General features: G+C 46.9%; 18 protein-coding genes. 12 read left to right on the top strand and 6 right to left on the bottom strand.

From position 1 onward, the window contains the following. The first annotated feature begins 104 nt into the window (after positions 1 to 104). The 7 genes from AB4111_RS17460 to AB4111_RS17430 all read left to right on the top strand — a co-directional run bounded on the left by AB4111_RS17460 (position 105) and on the right by AB4111_RS17430 (position 8108). Positions 105 to 1487 (top strand): PTS transporter subunit EIIC, encoded by a 1383-nt coding sequence (locus tag AB4111_RS17460; RefSeq protein WP_442032533.1) that lies wholly within the window; start codon positions 105 to 107, stop codon positions 1485 to 1487. 276 nt (positions 1488 to 1763) lie between these two features. Beyond that, on the top strand, positions 1764 to 3389 hold the full coding sequence (locus AB4111_RS17455) for a helix-turn-helix domain-containing protein (protein WP_442032532.1): 1626 nt from the start codon (positions 1764 to 1766) through the stop codon (positions 3387 to 3389). 102 nt (positions 3390 to 3491) lie between these two features. Next, positions 3492 to 4508, top strand: coding sequence for an ABC transporter substrate-binding protein (locus AB4111_RS17450; RefSeq protein WP_442032531.1), 1017 nt, complete (start codon positions 3492 to 3494; stop codon positions 4506 to 4508). Next, complete coding sequence (locus AB4111_RS17445; protein WP_442032530.1) at positions 4509 to 5549, top strand: NAD(P)/FAD-dependent oxidoreductase; 1041 nt, start codon at positions 4509 to 4511, stop codon at positions 5547 to 5549. 333 nt (positions 5550 to 5882) lie between these two features. After that, positions 5883 to 6671 (top strand): collagen-like protein, encoded by a 789-nt coding sequence (locus AB4111_RS17440; protein WP_442032529.1) that lies wholly within the window; start codon positions 5883 to 5885, stop codon positions 6669 to 6671. Between the two features lie 349 nt (positions 6672 to 7020). Next, a complete protein-coding gene (locus tag AB4111_RS17435) occupies positions 7021 to 7155 on the top strand; it encodes a hypothetical protein (protein ID WP_442032528.1) in 135 nt (44 codons plus the stop codon). 182 nt (positions 7156 to 7337) lie between these two features. Next, the gene (locus tag AB4111_RS17430) at positions 7338 to 8108 is read left to right on the top strand and encodes an SDR family NAD(P)-dependent oxidoreductase (RefSeq protein ID WP_442032527.1); all 771 of its coding nucleotides are present in this window, start codon (positions 7338 to 7340) and stop codon (positions 8106 to 8108) included. A 106-nt stretch (positions 8109 to 8214) separates the two neighbouring features. Here AB4111_RS17430 and AB4111_RS17425 read toward each other — a convergent pair whose 3' ends face one another. After that, positions 8215 to 8847 (bottom strand): TetR/AcrR family transcriptional regulator C-terminal domain-containing protein, encoded by a 633-nt coding sequence (locus AB4111_RS17425; RefSeq protein ID WP_442032526.1) that lies wholly within the window; start codon positions 8845 to 8847, stop codon positions 8215 to 8217. Positions 8848 to 9013: 166 nt separating this feature from the next. On the opposite strand from AB4111_RS17425, the gene AB4111_RS17420 reads away from it, so the two are divergent. From AB4111_RS17420 to AB4111_RS17410, 3 genes are all read left to right on the top strand, one after another. Continuing rightward, positions 9014 to 9556, top strand: coding sequence for a CueP family metal-binding protein (locus AB4111_RS17420; protein ID WP_442032525.1), 543 nt, complete (start codon positions 9014 to 9016; stop codon positions 9554 to 9556). 182 nt (positions 9557 to 9738) lie between these two features. Then, a complete protein-coding gene (locus AB4111_RS17415; protein WP_124115888.1) occupies positions 9739 to 10740 on the top strand; it encodes an ABC transporter substrate-binding protein in 1002 nt (333 codons plus the stop codon). Next, complete coding sequence (locus AB4111_RS17410) at positions 10737 to 12785, top strand: iron ABC transporter permease (RefSeq protein ID WP_442032524.1); 2049 nt, start codon at positions 10737 to 10739, stop codon at positions 12783 to 12785. The genes AB4111_RS17415 and AB4111_RS17410 overlap by 4 nt, the downstream gene beginning before the upstream one ends. Positions 12786 to 13084: 299 nt before the next feature. Here the strand turns inward: AB4111_RS17410 and AB4111_RS17405 are convergent, their stop codons facing one another. Further along, a complete protein-coding gene (locus AB4111_RS17405; protein ID WP_442032523.1) occupies positions 13085 to 14257 on the bottom strand; it encodes an aminotransferase class I/II-fold pyridoxal phosphate-dependent enzyme in 1173 nt (390 codons plus the stop codon). 94 nt (positions 14258 to 14351) lie between these two features. Next, complete coding sequence (locus tag AB4111_RS17400; RefSeq protein ID WP_442032522.1) at positions 14352 to 16427, bottom strand: methyl-accepting chemotaxis protein; 2076 nt, start codon at positions 16425 to 16427, stop codon at positions 14352 to 14354. A 256-nt stretch (positions 16428 to 16683) separates the two neighbouring features. Here AB4111_RS17400 and AB4111_RS17395 point away from each other — a divergent pair, with 256 nt between their 5' ends. Further along, positions 16684 to 17712: a hypothetical protein gene (locus AB4111_RS17395; RefSeq protein ID WP_442032521.1), complete on the top strand. Its 1029-nt coding sequence runs from the start codon at positions 16684 to 16686 to the stop codon at positions 17710 to 17712. A gap of 79 nt (positions 17713 to 17791) precedes the next feature. Here AB4111_RS17395 and AB4111_RS17390 read toward each other — a convergent pair whose 3' ends face one another. The 3 genes from AB4111_RS17390 to AB4111_RS17380 all read right to left on the bottom strand — a co-directional run bounded on the left by AB4111_RS17390 (position 17792) and on the right by AB4111_RS17380 (position 24273). Then, entirely contained in the window at positions 17792 to 18511 is a 720-nt protein-coding gene (locus tag AB4111_RS17390) for an SDR family oxidoreductase (RefSeq protein WP_442032520.1), read from the bottom strand. Between the two features lie 174 nt (positions 18512 to 18685). Then, on the bottom strand, positions 18686 to 23656 hold the full coding sequence (locus AB4111_RS17385; protein ID WP_442032519.1) for a discoidin domain-containing protein: 4971 nt from the start codon (positions 23654 to 23656) through the stop codon (positions 18686 to 18688). A 254-nt stretch (positions 23657 to 23910) separates the two neighbouring features. Further along, positions 23911 to 24273, bottom strand: coding sequence for a winged helix-turn-helix transcriptional regulator (locus AB4111_RS17380; RefSeq protein ID WP_278298771.1), 363 nt, complete (start codon positions 24271 to 24273; stop codon positions 23911 to 23913). A 206-nt stretch (positions 24274 to 24479) separates the two neighbouring features. On the opposite strand from AB4111_RS17380, the gene AB4111_RS17375 reads away from it, so the two are divergent. Further along, entirely contained in the window at positions 24480 to 25016 is a 537-nt protein-coding gene (locus tag AB4111_RS17375; protein WP_442032787.1) for an NAD(P)H-dependent oxidoreductase, read from the top strand. Positions 25017 to 25018: the final 2 nt, after the last annotated feature.

Here is a 25018-nt window from a genome sequence, read left to right as displayed (position 1 = left end):
CCTATTGAAGTTTTTTCGTGGAAATGTGTATATAGATAGAGGCAGATTGGATCATAACACATCACAAAACACGGGTTTACCGTAACATGAGGAGATTGTACATCATGCATGACAGACAGATTGAAGATTGGTTGAAACTCGCAGGTGGCAAGGAGAACATCAAGCTTGTAGAACATGATAAGGGTACAACGACGCTGGTACTGAAGGACAGCACACGATTGAACCTGTCGGTTCTTACCACCACAGATGATATGGCAGATATTCGGGTAACAGGTGAGCAGTGTCATCTGGCAATAAGAGATGAATCTTTACTTATCTACAATACGTTACTGGGTGTGGGTATTGGGGAATCGACAGGGGCAGTTTTGCAGGAAGCAGGACATGCGAAGAAGAACAGATTCTCGATCTTACATTTTGTATCCGATGTATTCATGCCCTTGATGCCTGTAATTCTCGGAGCCGCTGTTATTAAAATTATAGTCGCCATTATTGCGTTAATGGATACGTACAGTTCTGCGGATTCTTCTGCTTTGATGGATAGCCAGACCTTTACGATATTCAGGATCATTGGAGACAGTGTATTTTATGTACTGCCTGTATTGGTAGCAATCAGCACAGCGTATCGGCTGAAGAGCAACATCTATGTTGCTGCATCTATTGGCGGACTCATGTTTTATCCGGAGATGACCATGCTGATGTCAGGGGAAAAAGAGGTTCATTTCCTGGGTATGCCACTGGTGTCCCAGCCTGCTTTTTACTCTACGGCCATCTGGATCATTCTCACGATCTGTGCAGCGGCCTACCTGGAAAGAATCGTTGATCGATGGAGTCCAAAATTCGCCAAAGGCATGCTTGCTCCATTCCTGACGTTACTGATTGTTGTTCCATTAGTATTGATGATACTTGGTCCAGTTGGAACCTGGATGGATGAATATCTGCCGGAAGCATTGGATTCACTAGTAGCTAATGCTCCAGTGATATCGGTGATGTTACTGGGGGCAGTCTTCTCCCTGATGATTATTATGGGGTTACACTACTGGATGCTTGCCATCATCATGAATGATATGCTCATGAATGGTTCCTCCATGGTGATTCCTGCTATGTTAGTGGCGATTGTAGGACAAGCCGGGGCCGCGCTCGCAACCGCTTTGCGTTCGAAAGAGTCAGCTTCCAGAAGAGTTGCTTTCTGGGCAACGGGAACAGCCCTCCTTGGAGTGGTAGAGCCTGCATTGTATGCAGTCAACATGAGAAAGAGATCCTCCTTCTATGCGACATTGCTGGGTGGAGCTGCGGGTGGACTGTATTTCGGTTTGTTATCTGTCAAGGCTTTCGCTATCGTTGGGAATCCGAGCTTGGTCAGCCTCCCGCTCTTCAGCGAAGAGGGTAGCCTGAATCTGTTACACACTTGCATCGGTGTAGTCATTTCTCTCGGTGTCTCAGGTGGACTGACGTATTGGATGGCAGGAAGAAAACTGAAACAGGGATAGACCTCGCCAAAAGCTAATTTTGAGTAAGACGTAGAAACGTAGTATTGAAGGAGTAGAAAGAGTAGAAAGAGTAGTGTTGCCGTTGTAAGAAAGAGCTTGTACCTGATGGTACGGGCTTTTTTTGTTTTTTTATCCCAATGATATATGTATGAAATGTATAATAGCTGTTTCATCATTTTATCATGCCATAAGTTGTTGGATATGTAGATGTCATGTATTTTGATATAGTGAAACGTAATAAATCAGGATGATAGATCCTTTAGAAAGGATAACGATATGTCTGACAACATGGAATGGATCGCTCAGTGGAAGTCAACGAAGGCATTAACCAATGCGTGGATAACGAAAAGCGAACTGCACCACTTTTTCAACCACACGTTGATATTTATTATTGATGGCAAAGCGACCTGGAATATCAATGGACACCGGGTACACGTCTCCTTTGGCGAATTAATTGCGCTTGAAGAGAACTCCGTAATGGAGGTCATTGAAGGTGGCAACCTGGATCTGGCAGGCTGGCATGTTCAGTTCGATACATATTCGGTGCTGCATGATCGACGGGAAGCTGAGAAGTTCGAATGGAGGTTACCGTCAGGCAAGGCGTACCAGAAAGTGCAACTGTCCGGTGGAGCTCTGGCAAGTATGATTCAGCATTGGAGTGAAGTGCATACAGCGGATCAGCGTGCAGGAAGGGTTGGTCATCAGCATTTGTTGTATGAGATGTTAAGTAATCTATATCGGAAACAGCCGGATAACGAGTTGAAGCCAGAACACGGTATACTTCGCTCCATTGACTACATGCAGCAGCACTATGATCAGGCCATTACACGTACGCAGTTAGCGCAGATTGCCGGTACGAGTCCATGGCATTATTCCCGCAAATTTAGTGAACGATATGGTAAGCCACCCCTGGATTATCTGGCCCACTACCGGATCTATCGCGCACAGGAAGAACTCATATTAACCGCAGCAACCTCTCAGGATATTGCCAAAAAGTCTGGATATGAAGATGCTCATTATTTCAGCCGACGTTTCAAACAATTGACTGGCGTATCACCCAAAATGTATAAACAGACGATGACGCAGCGAAAGATCGTGACATTGTCTCCCATTTGCGGTGAAATCATGATTCATCTGGGTGTCATCCCCCATGCGGTAGTGGTCACCCCGATCCTGTTGTCCCCACATCATCGGGAACAATTTATAGCGCATGGAGTAAAGATGCTGGAGGTAACACAGTATGAGGTGGAGATAGAACTTGTTCGGCAAGTTCAACCGGAGATGTTGATTGGAAATGTATTAACAGAAGAGGTCAAAAGGGAGCTGTGCACAATTGCACCGATTCTAACCGGACTTCATCAAGATGTGGAATCCATGCTCGATCAATTGGCAGCCTGGTTTCTTAAAGAAGAAGAGGCTCACAGACTGCATCAGCAGATGAAACACGAGGTCAGTGTCGCGAAGCGACAGTTGCAACCCATCATTAAATCTGAATCTACAGTTATGCTGCTTAGGGTAGAAGCATTTGGTTATCGATATCTGGGAGGGCATTCCCACGGGGTTTCCCACTTGTTATATGAACAGCTTGGATTAGCACTGCCGCAAGCCCTGGATTCAGGTGCAGCCTGGTTTAATCCTTGTTCGCTTGAACTGCTCACACAAGCCAATCCCGACTACCTCTTTGTGGAGAAGCGGATTATGCAGCACTTCAGTGCTGAAGAGAATATGAGGGAACTATGGGAGAGTCCACAATGGAATGACCTGAAGGCTGTGAAAAATAATCGGGTATTATACGTGGATACTAACCTGTGGGTGGACGGTCACGGAATTACGGGACATGCTTTGATTCTAGATCAGATCATTCGCCATCTTACGGAATCTCATCATGAGAGAGCACAATAATCCAACTGAATACGCACGATATGCTATGGAAGCGACACTTCTTATTTGATACTATTTGATAATAATTATCATTATCAATATACATAAGGGGCGAAGTATATCATGTTACGAAGATTCAAAGGATTAGGCATCATGCTATTGGTGATTAGTGTAATGCTGGCGGCATGTTCCGGTGGAACAAAAGAAGAAAATAATCCAGCTGGGATTGCAGAGAAACAGACGGAAGGCGCAGCAACTGCAACGGAAGAAGCAGGGGATGCGAGCGGAACTAAAGTGGTTCAGGATCAGTTTGGAGAAGTTACGATTCCTGCCAAGCCTCAAAATTTAATTGTGTTCGATTCGATCTATGCTGAGTATCTGATTGAGATGGGGGTTACACCCCAAATGGTTTTGTTAACTCCCGGAGTTGAAGCGGAATACCGTCCTGCTTATTTTAAAGAACATGGCGTTCAGGTCATCGAAGTGGAGCAATACCAATATAACTATGAGCAGTTGCTGGCGCTGTCACCGGATATGATCCTTACAGCTGGTGAAGGTATGGAACAGGGCGTATATGACGAGTTGTCCAAAATTGCTCCAACGGTGGCGTTGGATGCGAACAGTGAAATGAAACGTGCCATGCCGAAGCTGGCAGCCCTATTCGACAAGACCGAGGAATCTGCCAAAGTACTGGCTGAATTCGACGAGAAGGCAGCCCAAGCCAAAGAAAAAATTGCAGAAGTTCTTGGAGACAAGACCGTATTGGTTCTCCGTGTAGAGCACAATCGTTACCGTTTCATGGGTCCCAAAGGAGGAAGCAGCAGTGTTTTCTTCTATGATATCCTGGGTCTGAATAGCCCAGAAGCTATTAAAGATTCTACAGATTGGTTTAGCCAGTTCTCACTGGAATTCTTGCCTGAGATGAATCCGGATTATATTTTCCTAGAAGACAGAACCCTCGTAGGTTATGACACGAAGAAATCTATGGAAGATCTGAAAGCAAGTCAGGTATGGGCGAATCTGGAGGCTGTGAAGAATGATCATGTCTTCCCACTGAAGACGAGTGAATTTGTATCTGGTGTAGGCCCGATTGGTTCTGTGAAGTTAATGGATTATGTTGTAGAAAAGTTGGTGCCATAGATGACTACAGCAAAGATGATTACAGCGAATCAACTGGATATTTATGATATTACCATCGTTGGCGGGGGACCTGCTGGAATGTATGCCTCCTTTTATAGTGGCATGAGAGCCATGCGTACCAAGATCATTGAAGCCAAGCAGGAACTGGGTGGATTCATGCGTACGTATCCGGAGAAGCTGATCTGGGATGTGGGCGGGGTTGATCCGATACGCTGCGAGAAGCTGATTGATTCACTGGAAAGACAAGCGAGAACGTTCGATCCAACGATTGTGTTTGGGCAGGAGATAGCCGAGCTTGAACGACATGAGGATGGTGTATTTGAACTCATCTCCAAGACAGGCGAGCATCACTACACACGTACCATTCTGTTATGTGCGGGCAGAGGCATGACCCAGGTGCAAAAGCTGGATATCGAGGGTGCCAATCGGTATGAGCTGACGAATCTGCATTATACGATAACCGATCTGTCCCGATTTGCCGGGAAGCGTGTTCTGATCTCGGGTGGCGGCGATTCCGCAGTCGACTGGGCGAATGAACTGGGCAAGATAGCAAGTGAAGTTACGGTAGTACACAGACGCCATGAATTCACCGGACACGAGTCACCTGTTGCCCAGATGAAAGCTCAATCCACAGTCATGACACCATATAGCATCTCTCGCTTATACGGTACAGGTGACCAAATCGATCGGGTCGAGTTGGTCCATGTAGAAACCGATGAGATCATGCATGTTGAGGTGGATGAAGTCGTCGTAAGCCATGGGTATGATCGTGATTTTGGCAACCTCGTGCAATGGGGACTGGCGCGTGAAGACTACGGTGTATCCGTTGATCAGCGTATGCGTACCAATATTCCAGGCATATTCGGTGCAGGTGATTTCATCACCTATGGAAGCAAAGTCAGGCTAATTGCAGGTGCATTTAACGATGCGGTGCTCGCAGTCAACAGTGCCAAGATGTATCTTGAGCCTGCTGCTTCCGATATGGCAGGTGTATCTTCTCACAATGCACGATTCTATGAAAAAAATAAAGAACTATTGTAAAATAAGAAGAACCTGTGTGAAAGGGATAAGCATAGTAAAAGCCAGTCAAACATCGAGATTATCTCGTGTGTTCGACTGGCTTTTTTTAATAGTAAAGTAACCATGTCTTCCCTGTTATGCTTGTCCCGCTACAAGGGATGTTATCTTACTTTTTATGACTTTTTTATCTGCATTTTATATTGAAAATTGGTCTATGCATTCATGTTGTAGACCGGATTCAAAGACCAATTTTCTCATTATGGGCACTATAATTTTCTAATTTATAGTTAATAGTCTATGCCCCTCGTGATGGATACACATAGTATGGGGAGAAATATCACGGAGGTGAGTTCATTGTTAAATCGTCATGGAAAACGCATTTGTAGACGTAAATTTAAACATAGCATGCATTGTCGCGTTAAGGTTAAGGTGGTAAAGGTTAGACCTAAGGTTGTTGTTAATGCACCGCAAGGCGCTCAAGGAATTTCTGGACCAGTAGGACCGATAGGTCCAAAAGGGGCAACTGGCGCTCAAGGGATACCGGGACCACAAGGACTGCAAGGGATTCCGGGTATACAAGGGCCAGTCGGGCCAGCAGGGGCGCTCGGAGCAGTGGGTCCAGTAGGTCCAGTAGGTCCAGTAGGCCCAGTAGGCCCAGTAGGTCCAGCAGGAGCAACAGGAGCAACAGGAGCAACAGGAGCAACAGGAGCAACAGGTCCGGCCGGTCCAGTTGGGGCTGGAATATCCGATTTCCTAAGTGTTTTCCGAGCAGATCCTGGCACAGGCACAGACACAGTACCTGGCAACTCACCCATAACTCTAACCGGGGTTTTGGCTAATGTTGGAGGTGCATTCACATTCGTGCCGCCGTCCTCCACGATAACAATCAATGAAACAGGAAGTTACTTGATCTCTTTTAGCATTCATAATCAGGGCGATGCAGATTTCAACCTCACGGTAAATGGAACGCCCATAACACCTGTGCCTTTCACAGGTAATGGAGGAGGACCTATATCTGCTGAAGTTATTGTTACGGTAACAACGGTTCCGACGACGATCCAGCTGGTAAATGCGAATGCAACTCCTGCACAGTTGCATAACAATCTAAATACCACTATGACCATTCTAAAACTGACTCCTTAATTCCGATTCTCAATATAGTGTATGTAAGCATTAAAATAAGGTTTATGTCTTTTATCCAGTCAATAAGTCTTTTTATTCAAAAAAATAGTCTGATTTATCGGGGGCTTGAGAGTAGTTGGACGATGACATTAAAGGACATCGCCGCTACTCTCTCCGTTTTCGAAGCTAAGCCCCCAAAGTCTGGGTAAAAGAATCATGGTGCTAGTAGCTACCGAAGGTATGGGGGCACTAAGATTACGACTGTCTTTATGTTCAAGTTGGACAAGATACTTAAGCAAGAGGATAGTTACTTTACAGCTCTGCATAAGGACGGATACGACTTTTTCATCCAAATTGATGAGGATGGCATTTGGATGGAATGTTTGAAGAGTATGTCTTTGGTTATGGGGCACTGTACTTGCTTGCCAATTCAGTGAAGGAAGATGGACAGATCCCATCGCCGGATTTTGGCAGTACTCGTAGATTGAAAATAAAACCAACATAAGTTGTCCATGTTGTTGATTAACATCTGGTGAATAAACAGATCCATACTTAGCTATCGGTTATCCCACAAAAGCCTGTCCATTTGCTGATTGAAAGAGCTTTCATTTCATCCGTATACTAAAGGTGTTAGCAGGTTGGGTGTCATAATGAGGCATTCATTGTAATAGGAAAGGATGATATGGAATGGGCAGATTAACTGGAAAAGTTGCAATTATAACTGGAGCCGCAAGTGGCATGGGATTGGCAGGTATTCAATTATTTGCAAGAGAAGGAGCCAAGGTAGTGGCTACCGATGTGGCAATCGAAGCTTTGGAGGAACAGGTTAAACAGATTGTAGCTGGTGGCGGGGAAGCCATTGCGTTGAAGCTGGATGTGTCCAGTCCAGAGTCATGGAACGCTGTTGTGGAAGAAACCGTATCGAAATACGGCAAAATAGATATTCTGGTCAACAATGCTGGAATTCATATGGCCAAAGGCATTTTGGAAGCTGAGCTAGAGGATTGGGACAAGGTTATGTCCATTAATGGAACAGGTGTATGGCTCGGAATGAAGGCAGTTATTCCTTATATGCAGAAGAATGGACAAGGTTCCATCGTTAATACCTCTTCCATTGCAGCGATCATTGGTGGAATTGCGGATGCCCAGGGCGCCGCTTATAGTGCTTCCAAGGGATCTGTGCGTTCATTGACCAAACACGGGGCACAATGGTTTGCCAAAGACAATATTCGTGTGAACTCCGTACATCCGGGTGCTGTGTTTACAGGTATGGTGGAGAAAGCAGGCATCAAATCCCAGGTAGAGATGGGGGAGCATTACAAAAATCTTGCACCACTGCCTCCACATGCTGGTGAATCTATGGATATCGCTTACGCCTACCTGTTTCTGGCATCCGATGAATCCAAATTCATTACAGGTGTTGAGTTGCCTGTAGATGGTGGCTGGATCAGCAACTAATTAAAGTAAAATTTTCGACATAATAAAGAGGTACTGTATTTCAAGCTTCAAGGGAGACAGTACCTCTTTTTAAGATCAGATACCACAACAGAGTTATGGCGTAACATTATCTTGAAGGACTCGTTGCAGAATGGAGATTAGACCGATAAATCTCTTGGGATCGGTTCATGCGTGTAAATTCCAACAGTTGTTCCGCCATATAGGAGGCACTGTATTTGAAGTTGCTTTGCACCCAACCCGTAATTAAACCAAGAACGGCATTAGCCTGATAACAGGCGAGAAGTTCTTTATCCAACCGTGGATCAGGCGACAGATCGGTTACATCCTCCAGATACAAGTTCTTAAGTGTTACATAGAGTGTATCCCTGAAATCCAGTAGCACGTTAGAATGAACCAATATTGTATAGAAGGAGGCATGAGCCAGCACATGGTCGAAAATTTGAATTGCTGAGGCATTAAGGTCCTTAATATCGAAATCTCGGAAATGCTGATAGGGTGCTCGATAGGCTGATTTTAGATCGTCAATCACGTCATTTAACAATTCATCAAACAGGTCTTCCTTGTATACATAATGTTTATAGAATGTGCTGCGATTCAGATCAGCGGATTTGACAATATCGGTGATAGTTATGCTGGCCAATGGTTTTCGGGACATCCATTCCAGAAGGGCTTTTTTCAGAGCCAGTTTGGATTTATGTACTCTTCGATCAGTGTCAGATACGGATGGAGACTTAAGCATATATACACAACCTCCCTTACTTATCAATGATACAGTGCACAGTCTGCAGATAACTCGTACTACAATACAAAAATGTGAATATATGGTGACTTTGGTGTCGTAAACTGTCCGTATCACTGTGTTCTCCCTTATAATAAACCAAAACGGACGAGGAGATGAACTCCAGATGAGAAAACAAATATGGATTATTGCAAGTGTTGCAATCGTCATTGTGATCGGAACCTACCTGTTTGCAAGCAATACGGGCAAAGAAGAGGCAGGTACAGCCAATGCGCCCAATATCAGAAAATTGGTGGAAGATATCAGTACAGGAAAAGAGACGCCGGAATCTGCTTCCATTAATGCCAAACAGTTAATCGTCACCGATCAAGATAAACATACGACTACATATGATTTGCCTGAAAAAGAATTCTTCCTTTCCATTGCACCCTATGTGGACCAGACCCATCCCTGTGCAATTCATAGCTTGACCGGTTGTCAGGGGGAAATGAGCAATAAGGAATTCAGCGTTACCATTCACGATTCTCAAGGCAACACGTTTATGAAAGATGAAGTGATTAAATCTGGTGCGAACGGATTTATGGACTTTTGGGTGCCAAGAGACAGAACCTATCTGATTCGGATTGTTCGAGATGGAAAGGTTGCAGAAACGCAATTGTCTACATACGAAAATGATAATACGTGCATCACTACGATGCAGTTGAGTTAATGCAAACAGACAGTAATCGGAGGGAAGGATGGCCGTTGAGCTATCCTTTTCCTTTTTTTATTTCATAAAAGAGTTGAAATAAGGTACTTTTCATTGACAAAAATTCATTCCTACGGCATAATCCAATAGTGATAATGATAATTGTTATCATATAAATACATACAAACAGGGGAGATCAAGATATGAAAAAAGGGTTAAATGCACTGTTGATCATGCTGGCATTTGTGCTGGTTTTGGCGGGTTGTGGTAAAACCACGACTACAACAGACACAAGTCAAGGTACTAATTCGGGCAGTGCTCCCGCTGAAGAGACAGCAGGTCCTGTTACCGTGAAGCATAAACGTGGAGAGCTTAAGCTGGACAAGCCAGCAGAACGTGTCGTTACGCTTGAATGGACATATACGGAAGATGTTGTTGCCCTGGGGGTTCAGCCAGTAGGTAATGCAGATAACGCTAACTATAAAGTGTGGGTAACATCCGAAGCAGCACTGGATGACAGTGTAACGGATATCGGTACACGCGGTGAGCCGAACCTGGAAGCTATTGCTGCATTGAAGCCGGATCTGATCATTGCTAACGCAGATAATAATAATGCCGTCTACGATCAGCTTAATGCTATCGCACCAACCATTGAATTCGATCCGTATGATGGCGATGGCTATAATTATGACAAAATGACAGAGATCTTTAATACCATTGCAACAGCTCTTGGTAAAGAAGACAAGGCTAAGCAAGTGCTTAGTGATCTCGATCAGCACTATGTAGAAGCCAAAGAAAAATTGGCAGCTGCGGGTAAAGAGAACTTCAACTTTGCATTGACTCAGGCATTCACGTATCAAAATGCAGTCAGCCTGCGTATGTTTACGGATAATTCGGTTGTTATCGGTACATTGGACAAAATTGGTCTGGTGAACGATTGGAAGCCGGACAAACTGGAAAACTACGGCTTCTCGACAGTAGGAATTGAGTCGTTGACCGCTGTTAAGGACAGTAACTTCATTTATATTACTCAACCAGACGATGACGTTTTTGGCACAGCCATGAAAGATAACTCGGTTTGGAACGGACTGAACTTCGTGAAGGACAAACGCACCTATCAACTGGCCAGCACCACATGGACTTTTGGTGGACCGATCTCCTCCAAAGTATTGGTTGACGGAGTTGTTGAGGCGATTACCAAATGAGTTCGGTTCAAAGATCCAAGCCAACGATGAATTGGCGCACAATAAGCATATATGGGGGCGGTTTGACCGCTCTCATCGTGCTTTTTTTTGTAAGTCTAATTTATGGAGAGGCATCCATTCCTTTGCATGTCGTTTGGGACTCGCTCACAGGCAGACAGGATTCATTAGAGCATAATATGGTCTGGGATTTGCGGATGCCGCGTACGGTGATTGGTATTCTTGCAGGCGGTGCATTGGCTGTTGCAGGCGCTTTGCTTCAGACGATTACGCGTAATCCACTGGCTGCTTCGGATACGCTGGGCATTAATGCAGGAGCGTACTTTGTGGTGGTGTTGGGAGCTATCGCTTTTCCGGGTTTGTTAAGTCAGTCTCCGTTTCTTTTCGCAGCTCTTGGTGGTTTACTGGCAGCGTTTGCAGCTTATTTCATGGGCGGCGGACGAACATCAAGCCCGGTTCGACTGGCATTGTCAGGTATGATTGTATCGATGGTGCTCGGTTCATTTACAAGTGCATTACATATATTTTTCTCCATGGAGACACAAGGGTTATTTCTCTGGGGCTCTGGAACACTTGTCCAGAATGACTGGAGTGGTGTATCTTATGCGTGGCCTTGGGTAATTGGCATCATCCTTCTAGCGTTACTCTTGTCCAGACAGTGGGATATGCTGGAGCTGGATGAATCAACGGCTTCTTCTTTGGGGCAAAAGGTTGGTTTGGCTCGTACGGGTGGTTTAATTCTCGCCGTATTGCTGGCTGCAGTCATCGTCAGTGTTATTGGACCGATTGGCTTCGTGGGATTGGTAGCACCCCATCTGGTGCGATTGAGTGGCGTACGTTCCAACCGATTACTGTTACCCGGTGTGTTTATATGGGGAGCAGCGCTCCTTGTTGGGGCAGACGTCCTTGCCAAGATGGTGCATAACTCCAGTATGGAGTTGCCAACAGGTGCTGTTATGGCGATCATTGGTGCACCGTGGCTCATCTGGCTTGTGCTCAAACGAATGAAGGCTGCGAATGGATCAGGCATGTCCACTTCAATGAGCACGGGAGCAACTTCACGTCGCTTTGCATTCGGCCCCGTGGCCGTCTTATTTTCAATCATTACTGTCGGACTTATTTTGCTCAGTACAATGTTTGGCGGGATGCGGATTCCACTGGCTGATCTGTTGCCGAGTCTGTTCCAGTCGGATGGACTGTTCTCCGCCTTGGTTCAGCTTCGGATTCCGCGTACCCTTGTTGCCGCTGGAGCGGGTGCAGCACTGGCTATTAGCGGCGTGCTGATTCAAATGGCGGTTCGGAACCCGCTGGCGGATGCTTCAATTGTGGGTGTCTCCTCTGGTGCAGGTCTCGGAGCGATGATGGTCATTATTTTATGGCCGGGTCTTCCAAGTTACTTGCTGCCGATTGCAGCAATCATCGGTGCTGCCATTGCCGCAGTAGTTGTGTTCTCACTTGCCTGGAAGAAAGGGCTGAACCCGTCTGCAGTGGTGTTGCTGGGGATCGCGATGTCTGCCATTGCCGGAGCAGGTATTCAAATCCTGATTGTACGAGGTGCGGTATACGGTAGCAGTGGATATATCTGGCTGACAGGCAGTACCTATGCTCGTACCTGGGATCAGGTGAGGGTTATCGGATTATTTTTGGTGATTCTGGTACCGGTGGCTTGGTGGCTGGCACGCAGATTCGAACTGCTGGTATTTGACGATAACAGTGCATCCGGACTTGGTCTGGGTGTACGTCGTACACGATTATTGGCCATGGCAGTTGGTGTTTTGCTTGCAGCAGGTGCTGTTGCTTGTGTAGGAACCGTCGGTTTTATCGGTTTGATTGCACCCCATATGGTACGGCTATTGACGGGGAATAAATTAAGACGATCCATGTTCCTATCCGCATTAGCGGGTGCAGTCATGCTGGTGCTCGCTGATACCATCGGCAGAACCGTCATGGCACCGACAGAGATTCCATCAGGTATACTCATTGCGATCATAGGAACACCGTACTTCCTGTATCTTATGTATCGTTCTAACTGGCGCAAGTCTGTATAAACGGTTGAAGAATGAAGCCTGCTCCCAGAGCAGGCTTTTGCTATCGATTGGCAACATTTAGCTACCAGCTTAGAATTCCGTTGAACTGATAACTGATGTTCATCGATAATGGTTTTTCGGACCCTGGAAGGCAAGGCACAACACAAGTAGCATCATCCAATGAATATCTGGTCCCGCACCAAATGATAAAATCCCCTCAGGTCTACAAGAAGCAGAGATCACGTTATCAAACGTGAAGCTTATACTCCTTGTAGAACATGAGGGGATTTATGGTTAAACTCATGATAACGTTGTTCCTGTTAGCTGGATATCAGTATCCCGCTGTGATTGACTGATTCCACAGCTTGCTGCAGTACTTCAACATCCTGAACAAGCGCGAATCGAACGTAACCTTCGCCAGAAGGACCAAAGGCACTGCCTGGGGTTGCAATGACACCCGCATGTGTGACCAGATCCATGGCAAATTGCTCCGAGCTGTCGTAGTGAGCCGGAATGCGGCTCCAGACAAACATGGTTGCTTCCGGTTTGGCAATAGGCCAACCGAGTTGGCTGAAGCCCTCACAGAGGATGTCTCTGCGCTGTTCATATATAGCTCTGACCCGTTCAACCTCGGATTGATCTCCGGTAATGGCAGCAATTGCTGCTTTTTGGATGGGCAGAAACATCCCGTAATCCATATTGGATTTTAGCTTTTTCAGCATGGAAACCATGGTTGTATTGCCCACACAGAAGCCGATTCGAGCTCCGGCCAGGCCATAGGTCTTGGATAAGGAATTGAATTCTACACCGACATCAATGGCGCCAGGGAACGCAAGGAAGCTTCCACAGGACATTCCGTCAAATACGAGTTCACTGTACGCATTATCGTGAAGCACGATAATATCATACTTCTTGGCAAAGGCTATCAGGTCAATATAGAACTGATCCGGTGCCATCGCGGTTGTCGGGTTGTTAGGATAGGAGACCAGCATGAATTTCGCTCGTTGGGCGATATCTTCCGGTATATCCTGAAGTTGAATAACATACCCGTTTTCTTCTTTTTGCGGCATATAATACAGTTCAGCACCTGCCAGTAGCGGTCCATCCGCGAAGACGGGATAGCAGGGGTCAGGGACCAGCACCAGATCACCTTCATCTACAATGGAGAGGGATATATGTGCAAGCCCTTCCTGTGAACCGAGCAAGGAACAGATCTGTGATGCCGGGTCCAATTCGACCTGATAGCGCTGCTTGTACCAATCGCTAGCAGCTTGCAGCAACTCACTCTGATCATTCACAGCATATATATAATTAGCCGGATCTGCTGCGGCCTCGCATAGTGCAGTGATGATATGCTGTGCAGGTGGGATATTCGGCGTACCCACACTGAGATCAATAACCGGCTGTCCGTTCTCCAGTCTGCGGCGCTTGATCTCCAGCAACCGGGTGAAAATTCCTTCGTTGAAATGATCCATTCGTTTGGCAAAGTTCATGATGATGATTCAGCCTCCAATCCTCTTCGTACACATATTCATTAATAATAAATGGACAGCGACGAAAAGAGAAGAGCAGGGGAAAGCTTGTGGATCATGACTTCACTTTAAACTGGCTCAATTCGTCTTGCAGTTTGCCAGATAGCTGGTTCAACTGTTTCGACAGATCAGCTACCTGTTCAATACTATCCAGCTGTTCCTGCGTGCTGGCGCTTACTTCTTCCGTCGATGCCGAGTTTTCCTCTGTGGTGGAAGAAATAATCTCCAGTGCCTGGAATATCTCATCTTTGTGTTTGTGTACATTGGAGGTATTGTTGGTAATCTGCATCATACGCTGCTGCAGATCTTTCAGGTCTCTGTTAATGCTGAAAAATACATGCTTGGTATCTTCCACGGATTTGGCATTTTCCTCCGCAATCTTCATACCGCGCATGGTATGTTCAACCGACAGGGTTGTTTTCTCTTCAATCACATTCACTTTTTTGTTGATTTCTTCTGTTGCCTGAGCGGTCTGTTCTGCAAGTTTGCGGACCTCTTCGGCAACAACGGCAAATCCTCTTCCATGTTCGCCAGCACGTGCGGCCTCAATGGAGGCATTCAAGGCGAGCAGGTTCGTCTGAGAGGCAATCTGTTTGACCGTATCCACAAAACTGGATATTTCATTCCGGCTCAGATCAATCTCCTGAATAATAGAGGACACCGCTTGGGTGGACTGATGATTTTCCTCCGACCATTTCGATAATTGTTCCACGACCGCAAGCCCTTGGCTGCTCTGATCGGCAGATGTCTGTACGACTGATCCCATAGCCTGTGCATCGGTGGCAATTTCATCGATCTGGCTGGACAACGAGCCTGTTTTGCGTAAGATATTTTCCGTTTCGATGGACTGATAATTCGTTGCATTGGCAATCTCGTTAATCGCTGTCGATGTGTCATTCATGGTCACAGCCGTTCGTGAGGAGATGGCTTGCAGATCATTCGACGACTGGTTCAGGATTTGCGCCGAACTGCCAACCATTTGCAGCATAGATTGAATTTTCTGTACCATAGAATTCAAGCCTGTGGCGATCTGTCCAATTTCATTATTGGATTTGATATCCAGTTTGACAGTGAGGTCACCTTGTTCAATCTGTTTGATCTTGGCCAGCAGCTGTGGTATGGAGCGTAACAGACGGCGAAGGGTAATGTAACAGATAATCACAAGCAGAAGGGTGGCTGCAGCAAAGCCGCCAAGCGTAATCCACGTGAACGTTTTTAATTCACCCAGTACTTCTTTCTCTGTTATCGTCAGACCAACGGACCATCCCGTATCCTTGCTGGTAGCGTAGCCGATATAACGACGTTCCCCATTGTCGTTCATAAGCTGTATGCCGTGTTCACCGGCAAGCATTTTCTTGCCGATCTCTCCCATGTCCCCCGTACTGTCCAGGATGTTCTCCTTCAGCACCTTCTCTTGATCAGGATGGTACAGAATTTCCCCGCTCTTGGACAGCAGCATGGAATAGCCCGTGCTACCAAGCGAATAACTCTCCATGATGGCTGGAATATCCTTGAACGCAATATCCGCTGCAGCGAAGCCGATCATGTTATTGTTGTCGTCTTTGATGGGATAAAAGATCCCCATAAGTACGTCGCCTGCTGCAACGTCAATGTACGGATCGGAGAAATACAGCCCGTCTGCACCGGTAACAGGCTTGTAGTATGGACGTGACTGGATATCAAAGTCCGGTGCAGAGACGACACCATCATTCTGAATCCAAAAACCTTTTCCATCCAGACCCGCGACCCAAGCATCGGCAAATGAAGGCTCTGCCTTAACAATTTCAGCCAGTGTCGCCTGTGTTTCAGCAGCGTAGGTTGAACTTGCCGCATCTGCTGCAGAGGTTGTTGTTTCTATGTATTGCTTAAATAATGTGTTCGTGGACATTTGTTTGACCAGCGCGCCCTTTTCTTTGAATAGCGCATCAAATTCACTAACAATGGCCTGTGTCTTAGTCTGGAGCATGGATTCCTGCTGCTTTACCAGAATGTTTCGTGTGCTTGCAAACATAAATGTTCCCAGCACGGAAAAGACGACTACGATGATGACGAGCAGCACAATGGACAACGTATTTGCCATACTGGATGTCCGTGCTCCCTTTTTACCCCACTTATTCAACATGTTCGACATATTCCATCTCCCCAGATGAGTAATAAAAAGCTCAAAACGCCTAAGTTATATGTCGGTATATCCTATAGTTTTATGTAGATTTCTGTCGAATAATCATGGAAGCAACGGGAAGGAAAGGGACATGAGAAAAATGAAAGGAAGGGTTGAAAAGAGGATAGGAATGAAAAAAAACAGGGTTAAGTGGTGGTTCATCCAGGTCATGTTGTTTATAATGGAATGAATTGGAATTATAGGGGTATAAAAAGGGGGATTATCTGTGAGTGAGGTATGGCATGCTTCGATACAGGGGGCTCCATGGAATGCCGAAAAGATGCACCAGGCGGTGCATCTGTTGCGCCGCAGAGCAACGGTTCATTTTCGTGTTGGCGCGGATACATACGAGGACCTTGCCGAGCTAGATGCTAAAGTGTTCTTTGCCCGGCCGGATCTAATTCTACACATATCGCATGTGGACCCTAAAGGGGTATATTCATCGGGATTTTTGGGGCGACTGGCCCAGTTAAAGCATGTGTCTGCCTTGCAGCTTGATCTTTCGCAGGCACAGGATTTGACGATTCTGGGTGCCATGGAGCAACTGCAGTTTCTAAGATTGAATTCACCTGCAAAGGCAACCCGGCTCAATTTTATTGAACATTACAGACAATTGACCTTTCTTGAACTGCGTGGCAAATTCAACGGGTTGACTTCCATTGCAGCATGCCTCCAATTGCATACGCTCATTCTGAACTGCACGGTCGAAAGTCTAGATGTGTTAGCAGAACTGCCCATGCTTCAATATCTGTCCCTGGATCATGGCGAGTTAAAAGGTGGACTGGATGTATTGACAGAGTCGACCATCTCGATGTTGAAGCTAAGCTCTGTTCGCAAGCTGACGAGTGTTCAGGGACTCGAACAGATGCATGGGCTGGAATATCTGCATCTGTCCTTGCCCAAGCTGGAGCAGTTATGTGACTTTTCCCATATGTCCTCTCTCAGACAGCTCGAACTGGACTATATGAAATCATTGCGGGATATCGAATATCTATGGACAGCCCGCATGTTGGAGGCCATTGAGCTGAAAGAAATCAATACTGCGCTCAAGGCGGATTCTTTTGCTGGACTGACCGGGCTGGAGCACTTGCGCCAAATCGATTTTCGTTTTATTGATGTTAATAAAGGACGGATTGCAGCTATGCGTGATCACCTGGCCAAGGCAGGAAAGTCTCATTTATTATATGAAAATATCCCTGAGCATGAACGCATGAATTCCATAGGTATTGCGCACTTGTCGCATGTATTAATGTAGACGGTCTTCAGTCCAGCGTATGTATACATAGCGACCCCGCACTGAACGAACCGGTTGTGCGGGCAGATGTCATTACTATTTAAGTGTTCTTATCCGTTAATGCGGGTATGTTGATCTCTTTCACACAGGCCGCTTTGGACAAGCTGATAATACATCGAACGATGGCGACCATGTCCTGCAGGGGAATACGGGTCCCGTCATACTCGGCGAGTGCACGTTCCATTCCGTCTTCATAAGGGATTGCTGCCGCCAGTTCGCCCGGGTTGATACATGTCACTGCGATGCGGTCCTCTCTCGTATGCTCTCTTAGAGCTTCCGTAACACCCCGTATGGCAAATTTGGAGGCGACAAATGAAACCTGGCTGTTGCCTGCATTGCTCAAACCGGCTGTTGAACCGATCAGGATGATCTTGCCTGCCTCTGACTGGCGAAGATGAGGCAGTAAAGCCTGTATACATACAATCGTTGAGGTCACATTCACATGAATTAGCTGACTGATATCTGCGGGTTCATCCCGATCAAACGTATAGTGCTCTTCAAATCCTTCCTTCTCCCAGATCCCCACGTTACAAATAAGCACATCCAACGTCTCGCCTTGAAGCTGGTTGGCAATATGCTCCGCGGCTTGAAGTTCGGAAAGATCGGCCTGAATCCATATTCGCTGGACGCCATCCTCCACGTTCAGACTTTCCGGCTTGCTGCGGGAGACCACCCAGACTTTATCACCGGACTGTGGCACGCCTCTAACGAATGCGTCACCCAATCCTTTGCTCGCCCCGAAGACAATCATATTTTTCATAAGGAACCCTCCTTGTTGAATAGAATGTAGTGAAATTACATTAATCTATATCTTACTACAGAGGTGATATATGGAACATGAAGTTTGAATGAGCTTTGCTTCATCCTTGGCAATGAAAAACCACCCCTGTCCCGCAGGGACGGGAGAGAGGTGTTTGAACAGATCATGATGACATTAATGGTAAAGTTTTAACTCGGCAATGGACCACCACCACTCGGGAGTGTCCGCGGTCAAAACCAGTTTAATGTATCGCGCCGTTTGTTTGGAGAACGTATGTGAGATGGCTGGGCCTGTTCCCAGGACTTCCGTAACCCCATTCCAGTGCTCGCCATCATCAGAAGTGAAGAGCTTGAAACTGCGAGCATAATCGTTACTACTGCTGCCCGAGTCCATGGTCAAGCGGCTGAAGCTCTGCTTGCTTCCCAGATCAATCTGGACCCATTGATTGGCAAGTTGACCAGTTGAAGAGGTCCAGCGTGAATTCAGATCGTCGTCCAGCATTGCCGCAACATCTTCAGAGGAGGAGGCAGTCGCTGTCCATGATGTTCGATCCAGTTCAGCAGGTAACAGATGATCCTGTTCCCCGGATATCCAAGGTGTCTGATCAGTGGTATAGACCTCTAATTCAGCTACGGACCACCAATGAGAATCAGTACCCGTCTGTACGACCTTAATATAACGTGCCTCTTGCGTTGCAAAGGGGATAGAAACCAGCGAATCTGATCCTTTACCCGAAGCCAGGGCATCTCCCCAATGCTCTCCATCCAGAGAAGTAAATACTTCATAACCGCGAGCAAAGTCTTCCCGGCTGTGCGCGCTGTCCAGCACAATCCGATTCACTGACTGCGAGGTTCCCAGATCAATCTGAATCCATTCACCGCCTGTTTGAGCCTGACCGGAGGTCCAGCGTGTTTGGTCCGAGCCGTCGAGTATAGCGGCTGCATCATCTCCGGTGGAAGTGGTCACGGACCAGCCGTCTGCCAGCAACCGCTTTTGTTTGCCTGTTCCATTATGATGAACAAACAACTCGGAGATCGACCACCATTGATCGGAATCCCCGATCTGTACCACCTTCACATAACGTGCCTGCTGTTCAGGGAAGGTGATGGACATGTGTCCAGGCGTGCCTTCGCCACCTGCAATGGACGTGCCCCAGTGTTCACCGTCATCCGAGACATAAATCCGATACTGTCTCGGATAGTCTTCTTTCGCATGACCCGGGTCCAATTCTATGGCATCGAAAGAACTCTTTTGGCCGAGGTCAATGGTAATCCATTGTCCTTCGATTTGTTTCCTCCCATTAGTCCATAGGGTATCTGAACTTCCGTCCAGCATATTGGCCGTCACATCTGCTCCTTGAGTAGAGGAGGCGGTTACGATCCATGAAGAGCGATCTGGAAGCGGTACGGGCTGTGGGAGCTCCGGTGTTGCTTCAAGTTTGCCAAATCGGGCAAGCTTGAGTTCAGAGATCGACCACCAGCTGTCCGCAGAGGAAGTCAATACAATTTTGACATAACGGGCGGTTTGCATGCCCAATTCCACGGACAGACTTGGAGATGTTCCAGCGCTCTCTGCGATAGGCTGGCCCCAGTTCTCGTTATCTTTGGATACGTAGATTTCGTACCCGTGAGCATAATCACTGCCGTTGTTGCCGGAGTTCATGAATACCGTATCCATAGACTGTTCGCTACCCAGATCGATATGCAGCCAATCGCCAGGCTGCTGGAGCTGTCCGGATGACCAGCGTGTAGTCAGATCACCGTCGACCATGCGCTCTACCGGCTCTGAACTGGAGGATGCCGTAATGGACCATTGGCTCCGATCGAGATAGACTACTCCCTGAGAGGCATCCGGCTGTTTAACAACGGAATGTTCCAGCGGGTTAACCTTTACTTGCGCTTTGGCATAAACGGTAGCTGAACCCAAAGCGCCATTGGCATTGTAGAAATGCACTGTTTTGACAGTGTTGGACGGATTCCAGATTTGCGCTGTATAGACGCCGTCTTTTTCATACACGGTTGCTGCCGGATCATCTGCCCATATTTCCATCGTGCGTGTTCCCGTAGAAGCCATGCTGTGCATGAACCAGTACGCGTTAAAGACTTCATTTTGCTGCATCTCGCTCGTATTCCATTTGGCTAGAGCACCTTGCGGGTCTCCAATGGACTGGAACGGCCAGATAATATGCTGCCATGTGCGTTCTTGCTGACCGCCCAGATCCTTGATGAGACCATTGTAGAGAGCCTTAGTATTCTGCGGATCACGTCCATAATAGGTCATCCATTCCGCTGGCGGCAGCCAGTGAATACCGTAAATGTGCTCGGCCTCATTCGAGAAGTACGTTCCATACAGGTAGGCGCTGCCGTACACATGACCTACCGTAGCGTGTTGGTAATCCTCCAGCCAGTTATCCCCGTCATAGTTAAACCAGTATTGCTCGGCAGCCTTCTCTTCGGTCACGAAGCCCCAGATCCCGGTGTCGCGATAGGTTTTATTGCCTGTCACCTCACCCCACATATATTGGCCGACCCAACTAAAGAGGGCTTCACCTGCGGCCTCCTGGTTATTCCCGCTGCGATTATCGGCGTAACCACCTGCCCAGGAGTGACCTGCGTACGCATCGAAATTGCGAAGCCTTGGAAACTGTTCATCTGTCCGTGAAGGATTGGCGTAGTCCCGAATCAGAAGCTCAACCATGTCGCCGTAATCTTGCAAGAATGTCTGGTCATATGTGGCCAGTACAGCCGATGCAAAAACGTAATAGCCGTAGGTGAAATGATGATCTGTCAATCCGGTATTAACACCAAATCCGCTACCGTAAGGGAAAATGGTTCCCCATTCATCCGAATAATAAAAATAATACGAGTGCAAAGGTTCATCCGGCGAATAGGTATACCAATCTGTCAAAATGGTTCGAAGCAGGGACAGATAGTGGTCTCGTCGTACCGTATCTCCGATCTGGTCGCTGATGAGTACACCCAGTGCAAGCGGATGAAGCTTTTTCCCTTGCCAGTAAGGGTCCTCGCTCATCAGATTGCCTGCCGTATCCGCGTCAAGCTGATCCAGATAGCTGATTAATTGTGCACGCGAGTAGGTTGGATCATCCGGCTCCACAAATTGTGGGATAATGCCATAGAATCGATCCTGTGTCGTTAACGTATTGCCTTCACTTACTTTCATCATGCCGCGAATGGAAGGGTAAGCAAGCTCCGTTACGGGAGTAGTCGCCAGTTTCCATTGGTGCGGGAACAACGCCATCAGTGTCTCGGAGGAAAAGCCTGCCCGCTTCGTCTGGGTTACCGAGCTGAAGGTAGTCGTTACCAGTGAAGTGCTCTCGTTATAATTGTAGTCCACTTGTGTATCGGTAACAAAGGCGTAGGCATGCCGGTAATAAAAAGGCAGCTCTGCCGCGGACGGCAGGGTAGCCAGTGACAGATAGTTTCCGCTCTGGCCCAGCTTGATCTTGAGCGTATTGCCAAGTTTCATAAATACGGTTCCTTCAGGTGCATAGATCCCGTAGTTTCTTGTAAAGGTCTGAGGCGTGGGCGCTCTGTCCTGATTGGTTACTTCAACGCCGATATGATCGGCCGTCAGCGATTCTCCATCATTCAGAACAATTTCACGGTTCTGATCATCGAAGAGACGTGTGATGTTGGGAGAACGAACAATAATGGTATCCGGGTTATCGAAGGTGTTGTACAGGAAAGGGGAACCCTTCACAAAGGTGGTATTCATTTTGGCCGTGTCATCATCACTCATGATGATCGTGGCAGAATAATCCCCGTATCCCGCCACCTTGGTATTGACCTCCGCCGGGTTCATATTGCTGGTGGTCATGATCAGATCCGGTTCCCCGTCAGCGTCCATAGAACCGCCATCAGCCGAAACGTAACCAGCTCCGGGATTCAGAAGTTGAAGTCCTTGTTTGGTATATCTGCTTTTGAGCGGGAGTGTGACCAGACTGTTGCCATCCCCCAGATCGGATACAAGAATAGACTGCCACCAGTCATTGGAAGGGAGAGGCGCCGTAATATCAGCCGTACGATTTTTCGGGTTTTTCGGCTGCAGCATCGTGATGTCATTTACAGCGTAACTGCCGGAACCCACCTGTACCGAGGACGGTTCAGGGATATTCGGAATGGTATGCACAGGTTTGGCATCGCCTTCGATATACTCGTACACATCGAATGCGTACAGGGAGTATCCGTTGGTTGTTCCTCTGCCATGTCCGGCCAATTTCACATACCGTGCTTCGGCGTATACCGGAATTTCATCCCGTCCACCGTTGCTGTGCAGTTCCCGGTACAATGTAGTCCATTGCTGTGCATCATTGGATACTTGAATATCGTATGCACGTCCGAAAGCGTTTTCCCATTGCAGGGATACATTCCCGATTTTCCGGCTTAGTCCAAGGTCTACAACAATCCATTCCTGATCCTTGTAGATGGAAGACCAGCGTGTATCCGGATTACCATCCGTCACATTCCGGGCTTCGTAATTCTTTTTTTCCATTTTGGCTTTATCCTCGGCTGAACGGCTGGGCTCATCAATTTCTTCCGAGGACGCTGTAACCGGTTGTCCAAGTGCAAGGTTCATTGCTGCTGGTTTGGGAGGTGGATTTGCTCCGCCCGTCCCGTATACATTGAATTCGTATACAGAGATGCCATAGGCTGGCTGCACTCTTTGATGACTGAACAAGCGCACATATCGTGCCTCCGCTGTGACCTCAATTTCGGCCAGGCCGCCTTGCCCTTTTGTTGTGGAGTAAACAGACTGCCAATGGATCTCGTCGTTGGATACTTCCAGATCAAAGCTGGAAGCATACGCATTTTCCCACTGGATGGAGATGCTCGAGATGGAGGCAATTGCGCCTAAGTCAACATAGATCCACTGCGGATCTTGCTGCCATATGCTTTCCCAGCGGGTGTTTTTGTTACCGTCAACTACATGCTCTGCCGTATTGCCGCCCAGAGATGAGGAACTGTACACCGGCCGGTTCAGAGATAACAGATGATGTTCCTCATCCGCGGCATGCACTTTTGAGATCGGCCACAGCGGGATGCTGCTAATCAATAACAGAACAGATAACATCAAGTTGATGTAGATGTGGCGTGTTTTTCCTTTTTGACTCGTTCTTACCTTCATATGACTCTCCTTTGTTAGCCCTTTCCATCTCACCAGATAGAGCTTATCTTTTTCCCTTACTCGCTACCGTATGTATCATTCTGCTATCCCGTGTTGCCTTTGTGAGATGTGAATCCAATGCTCAACACGGGATATTTAGGTGTCCCATTTTGTATATCGATCATTTGGTCTGGAATATAAAGGTTTTTTAATCGTTTTCGTGGAAAAAGAGACATATGTCCTACATAATATTTGGGGGATGTGCAACTGTGAAATCAAGATTCGGGATGGTTGTTCTCCAACAATACAACGTCTTCGCCCCGCTGTTGTCTGAGAGCAATATTGTCCTTTCCCCAAGCACACATGACATCCACGATGGTGTTGGCGGTCACGCCATATTCTGTAAGCCCGTATTCCACTTTGGGAGGCATCTGCTGGTAGACATGTCTGGTGACAAGGCCGTCCCGCTCCAGCTCGCGCAATTGTTGAATTAACACTTTTTGTGAAATGCCCGGGATGCTTCGCTCTAATTCGCCCGTTCTCTTTACCCCGGACATCAATAAACAGATGATCAAGGCTTTCCACTTGCCACCTATAATTTCGAGCGTCGCTTCAATGCCCAGATTGTATTGTTTCATATCCTGATTCACCTCAAGTTAAATTTTACGTGTTATATAGGGTGTAACTATTTATTTTCTCACAGTTCTGACACGGAAGTCCATACACACTTTGAGGTAAGTATCTTACTTCATTGTGTGTATTTTCTTTTGAAAGGATGTAGTCGATAATGGTCCATATTCAAATATAGAAACTAACACCCTGGATGGGAAGAAAGGAACTTATGATGAAAACACTTGTTATTCTGGCACATCCCGATATGGAAAGTTCGAGAGTCAATCGTCGCTGGAAGGAGAAGCTGCTGCAGTATCCAGATGATATTGCTCTTCACGAATTATATACGACCTACCCCGATGGGAAGATTGATGTATCCCGAGAACAAGAGCTGCTGGAGACGCATGATCATATTATGTTGCAGTTCCCGTTATATTGGTACAGTTATCCACCCTTGCTGAAAAAATGGTTTGATGACGTGTTCACCCATGGATGGGCGTACGGATCGAAGGGCAATCAGTTGAAGGGAAAACGGATAGGACTAGCGATGTCCATAGGGGATAAGCAGGAGAATTATGCGAAAGATGGTTCTATCGGTTATAGCGTTGAGGAACTTGTGGCACCTTTCATAGCAAGCATGAATCATGTAGGGGCTCAGGCGCTGCCGCATTATGCAGTCTATGGTGCCTCGTTCCAGACTACGGATGAAGAGATTAACCGAAGTGCTGAAGGATACATGCGTTATATAAAACAGTTCCGGGCTTTTTGAAG

Source organism: Paenibacillus sp. 2KB_22 (assembly GCF_052115745.1).
GTDB lineage: Bacteria > Bacillota > Bacilli > Paenibacillales > Paenibacillaceae > Paenibacillus.
This window is presented reverse-complemented; position numbering and strand designations above follow the sequence as displayed.

Coding starts and splice junctions, on each gene's coding strand:
- AB4111_RS17460 (WP_442032533.1), top strand. CDS start 105: ATGCATGACAGACAGATTGAAGATTGGTTGAAACTCGCAGGTGGCAAG.
- AB4111_RS17455 (WP_442032532.1), top strand. CDS start 1,764: ATGTCTGACAACATGGAATGGATCGCTCAGTGGAAGTCAACGAAGGCA.
- AB4111_RS17450 (WP_442032531.1), top strand. CDS start 3,492: ATGTTACGAAGATTCAAAGGATTAGGCATCATGCTATTGGTGATTAGT.
- AB4111_RS17445 (WP_442032530.1), top strand. CDS start 4,509: ATGACTACAGCAAAGATGATTACAGCGAATCAACTGGATATTTATGAT.
- AB4111_RS17430 (WP_442032527.1), top strand. CDS start 7,338: ATGGGCAGATTAACTGGAAAAGTTGCAATTATAACTGGAGCCGCAAGT.
- AB4111_RS17425 (WP_442032526.1), bottom strand. CDS start 8,847: ATGCTTAAGTCTCCATCCGTATCTGACACTGATCGAAGAGTACATAAA.
- AB4111_RS17420 (WP_442032525.1), top strand. CDS start 9,014: ATGAGAAAACAAATATGGATTATTGCAAGTGTTGCAATCGTCATTGTG.
- AB4111_RS17415 (WP_124115888.1), top strand. CDS start 9,739: ATGAAAAAAGGGTTAAATGCACTGTTGATCATGCTGGCATTTGTGCTG.
- AB4111_RS17410 (WP_442032524.1), top strand. CDS start 10,737: ATGAGTTCGGTTCAAAGATCCAAGCCAACGATGAATTGGCGCACAATA.
- AB4111_RS17405 (WP_442032523.1), bottom strand. CDS start 14,257: ATGAACTTTGCCAAACGAATGGATCATTTCAACGAAGGAATTTTCACC.
- AB4111_RS17400 (WP_442032522.1), bottom strand. CDS start 16,427: ATGTCGAACATGTTGAATAAGTGGGGTAAAAAGGGAGCACGGACATCC.
- AB4111_RS17390 (WP_442032520.1), bottom strand. CDS start 18,511: ATGAAAAATATGATTGTCTTCGGGGCGAGCAAAGGATTGGGTGACGCA.
- AB4111_RS17385 (WP_442032519.1), bottom strand. CDS start 23,656: ATGAAGGTAAGAACGAGTCAAAAAGGAAAAACACGCCACATCTACATC.
- AB4111_RS17380 (WP_278298771.1), bottom strand. CDS start 24,273: ATGAAACAATACAATCTGGGCATTGAAGCGACGCTCGAAATTATAGGT.
- AB4111_RS17375 (WP_442032787.1), top strand. CDS start 24,480: ATGAAAACACTTGTTATTCTGGCACATCCCGATATGGAAAGTTCGAGA.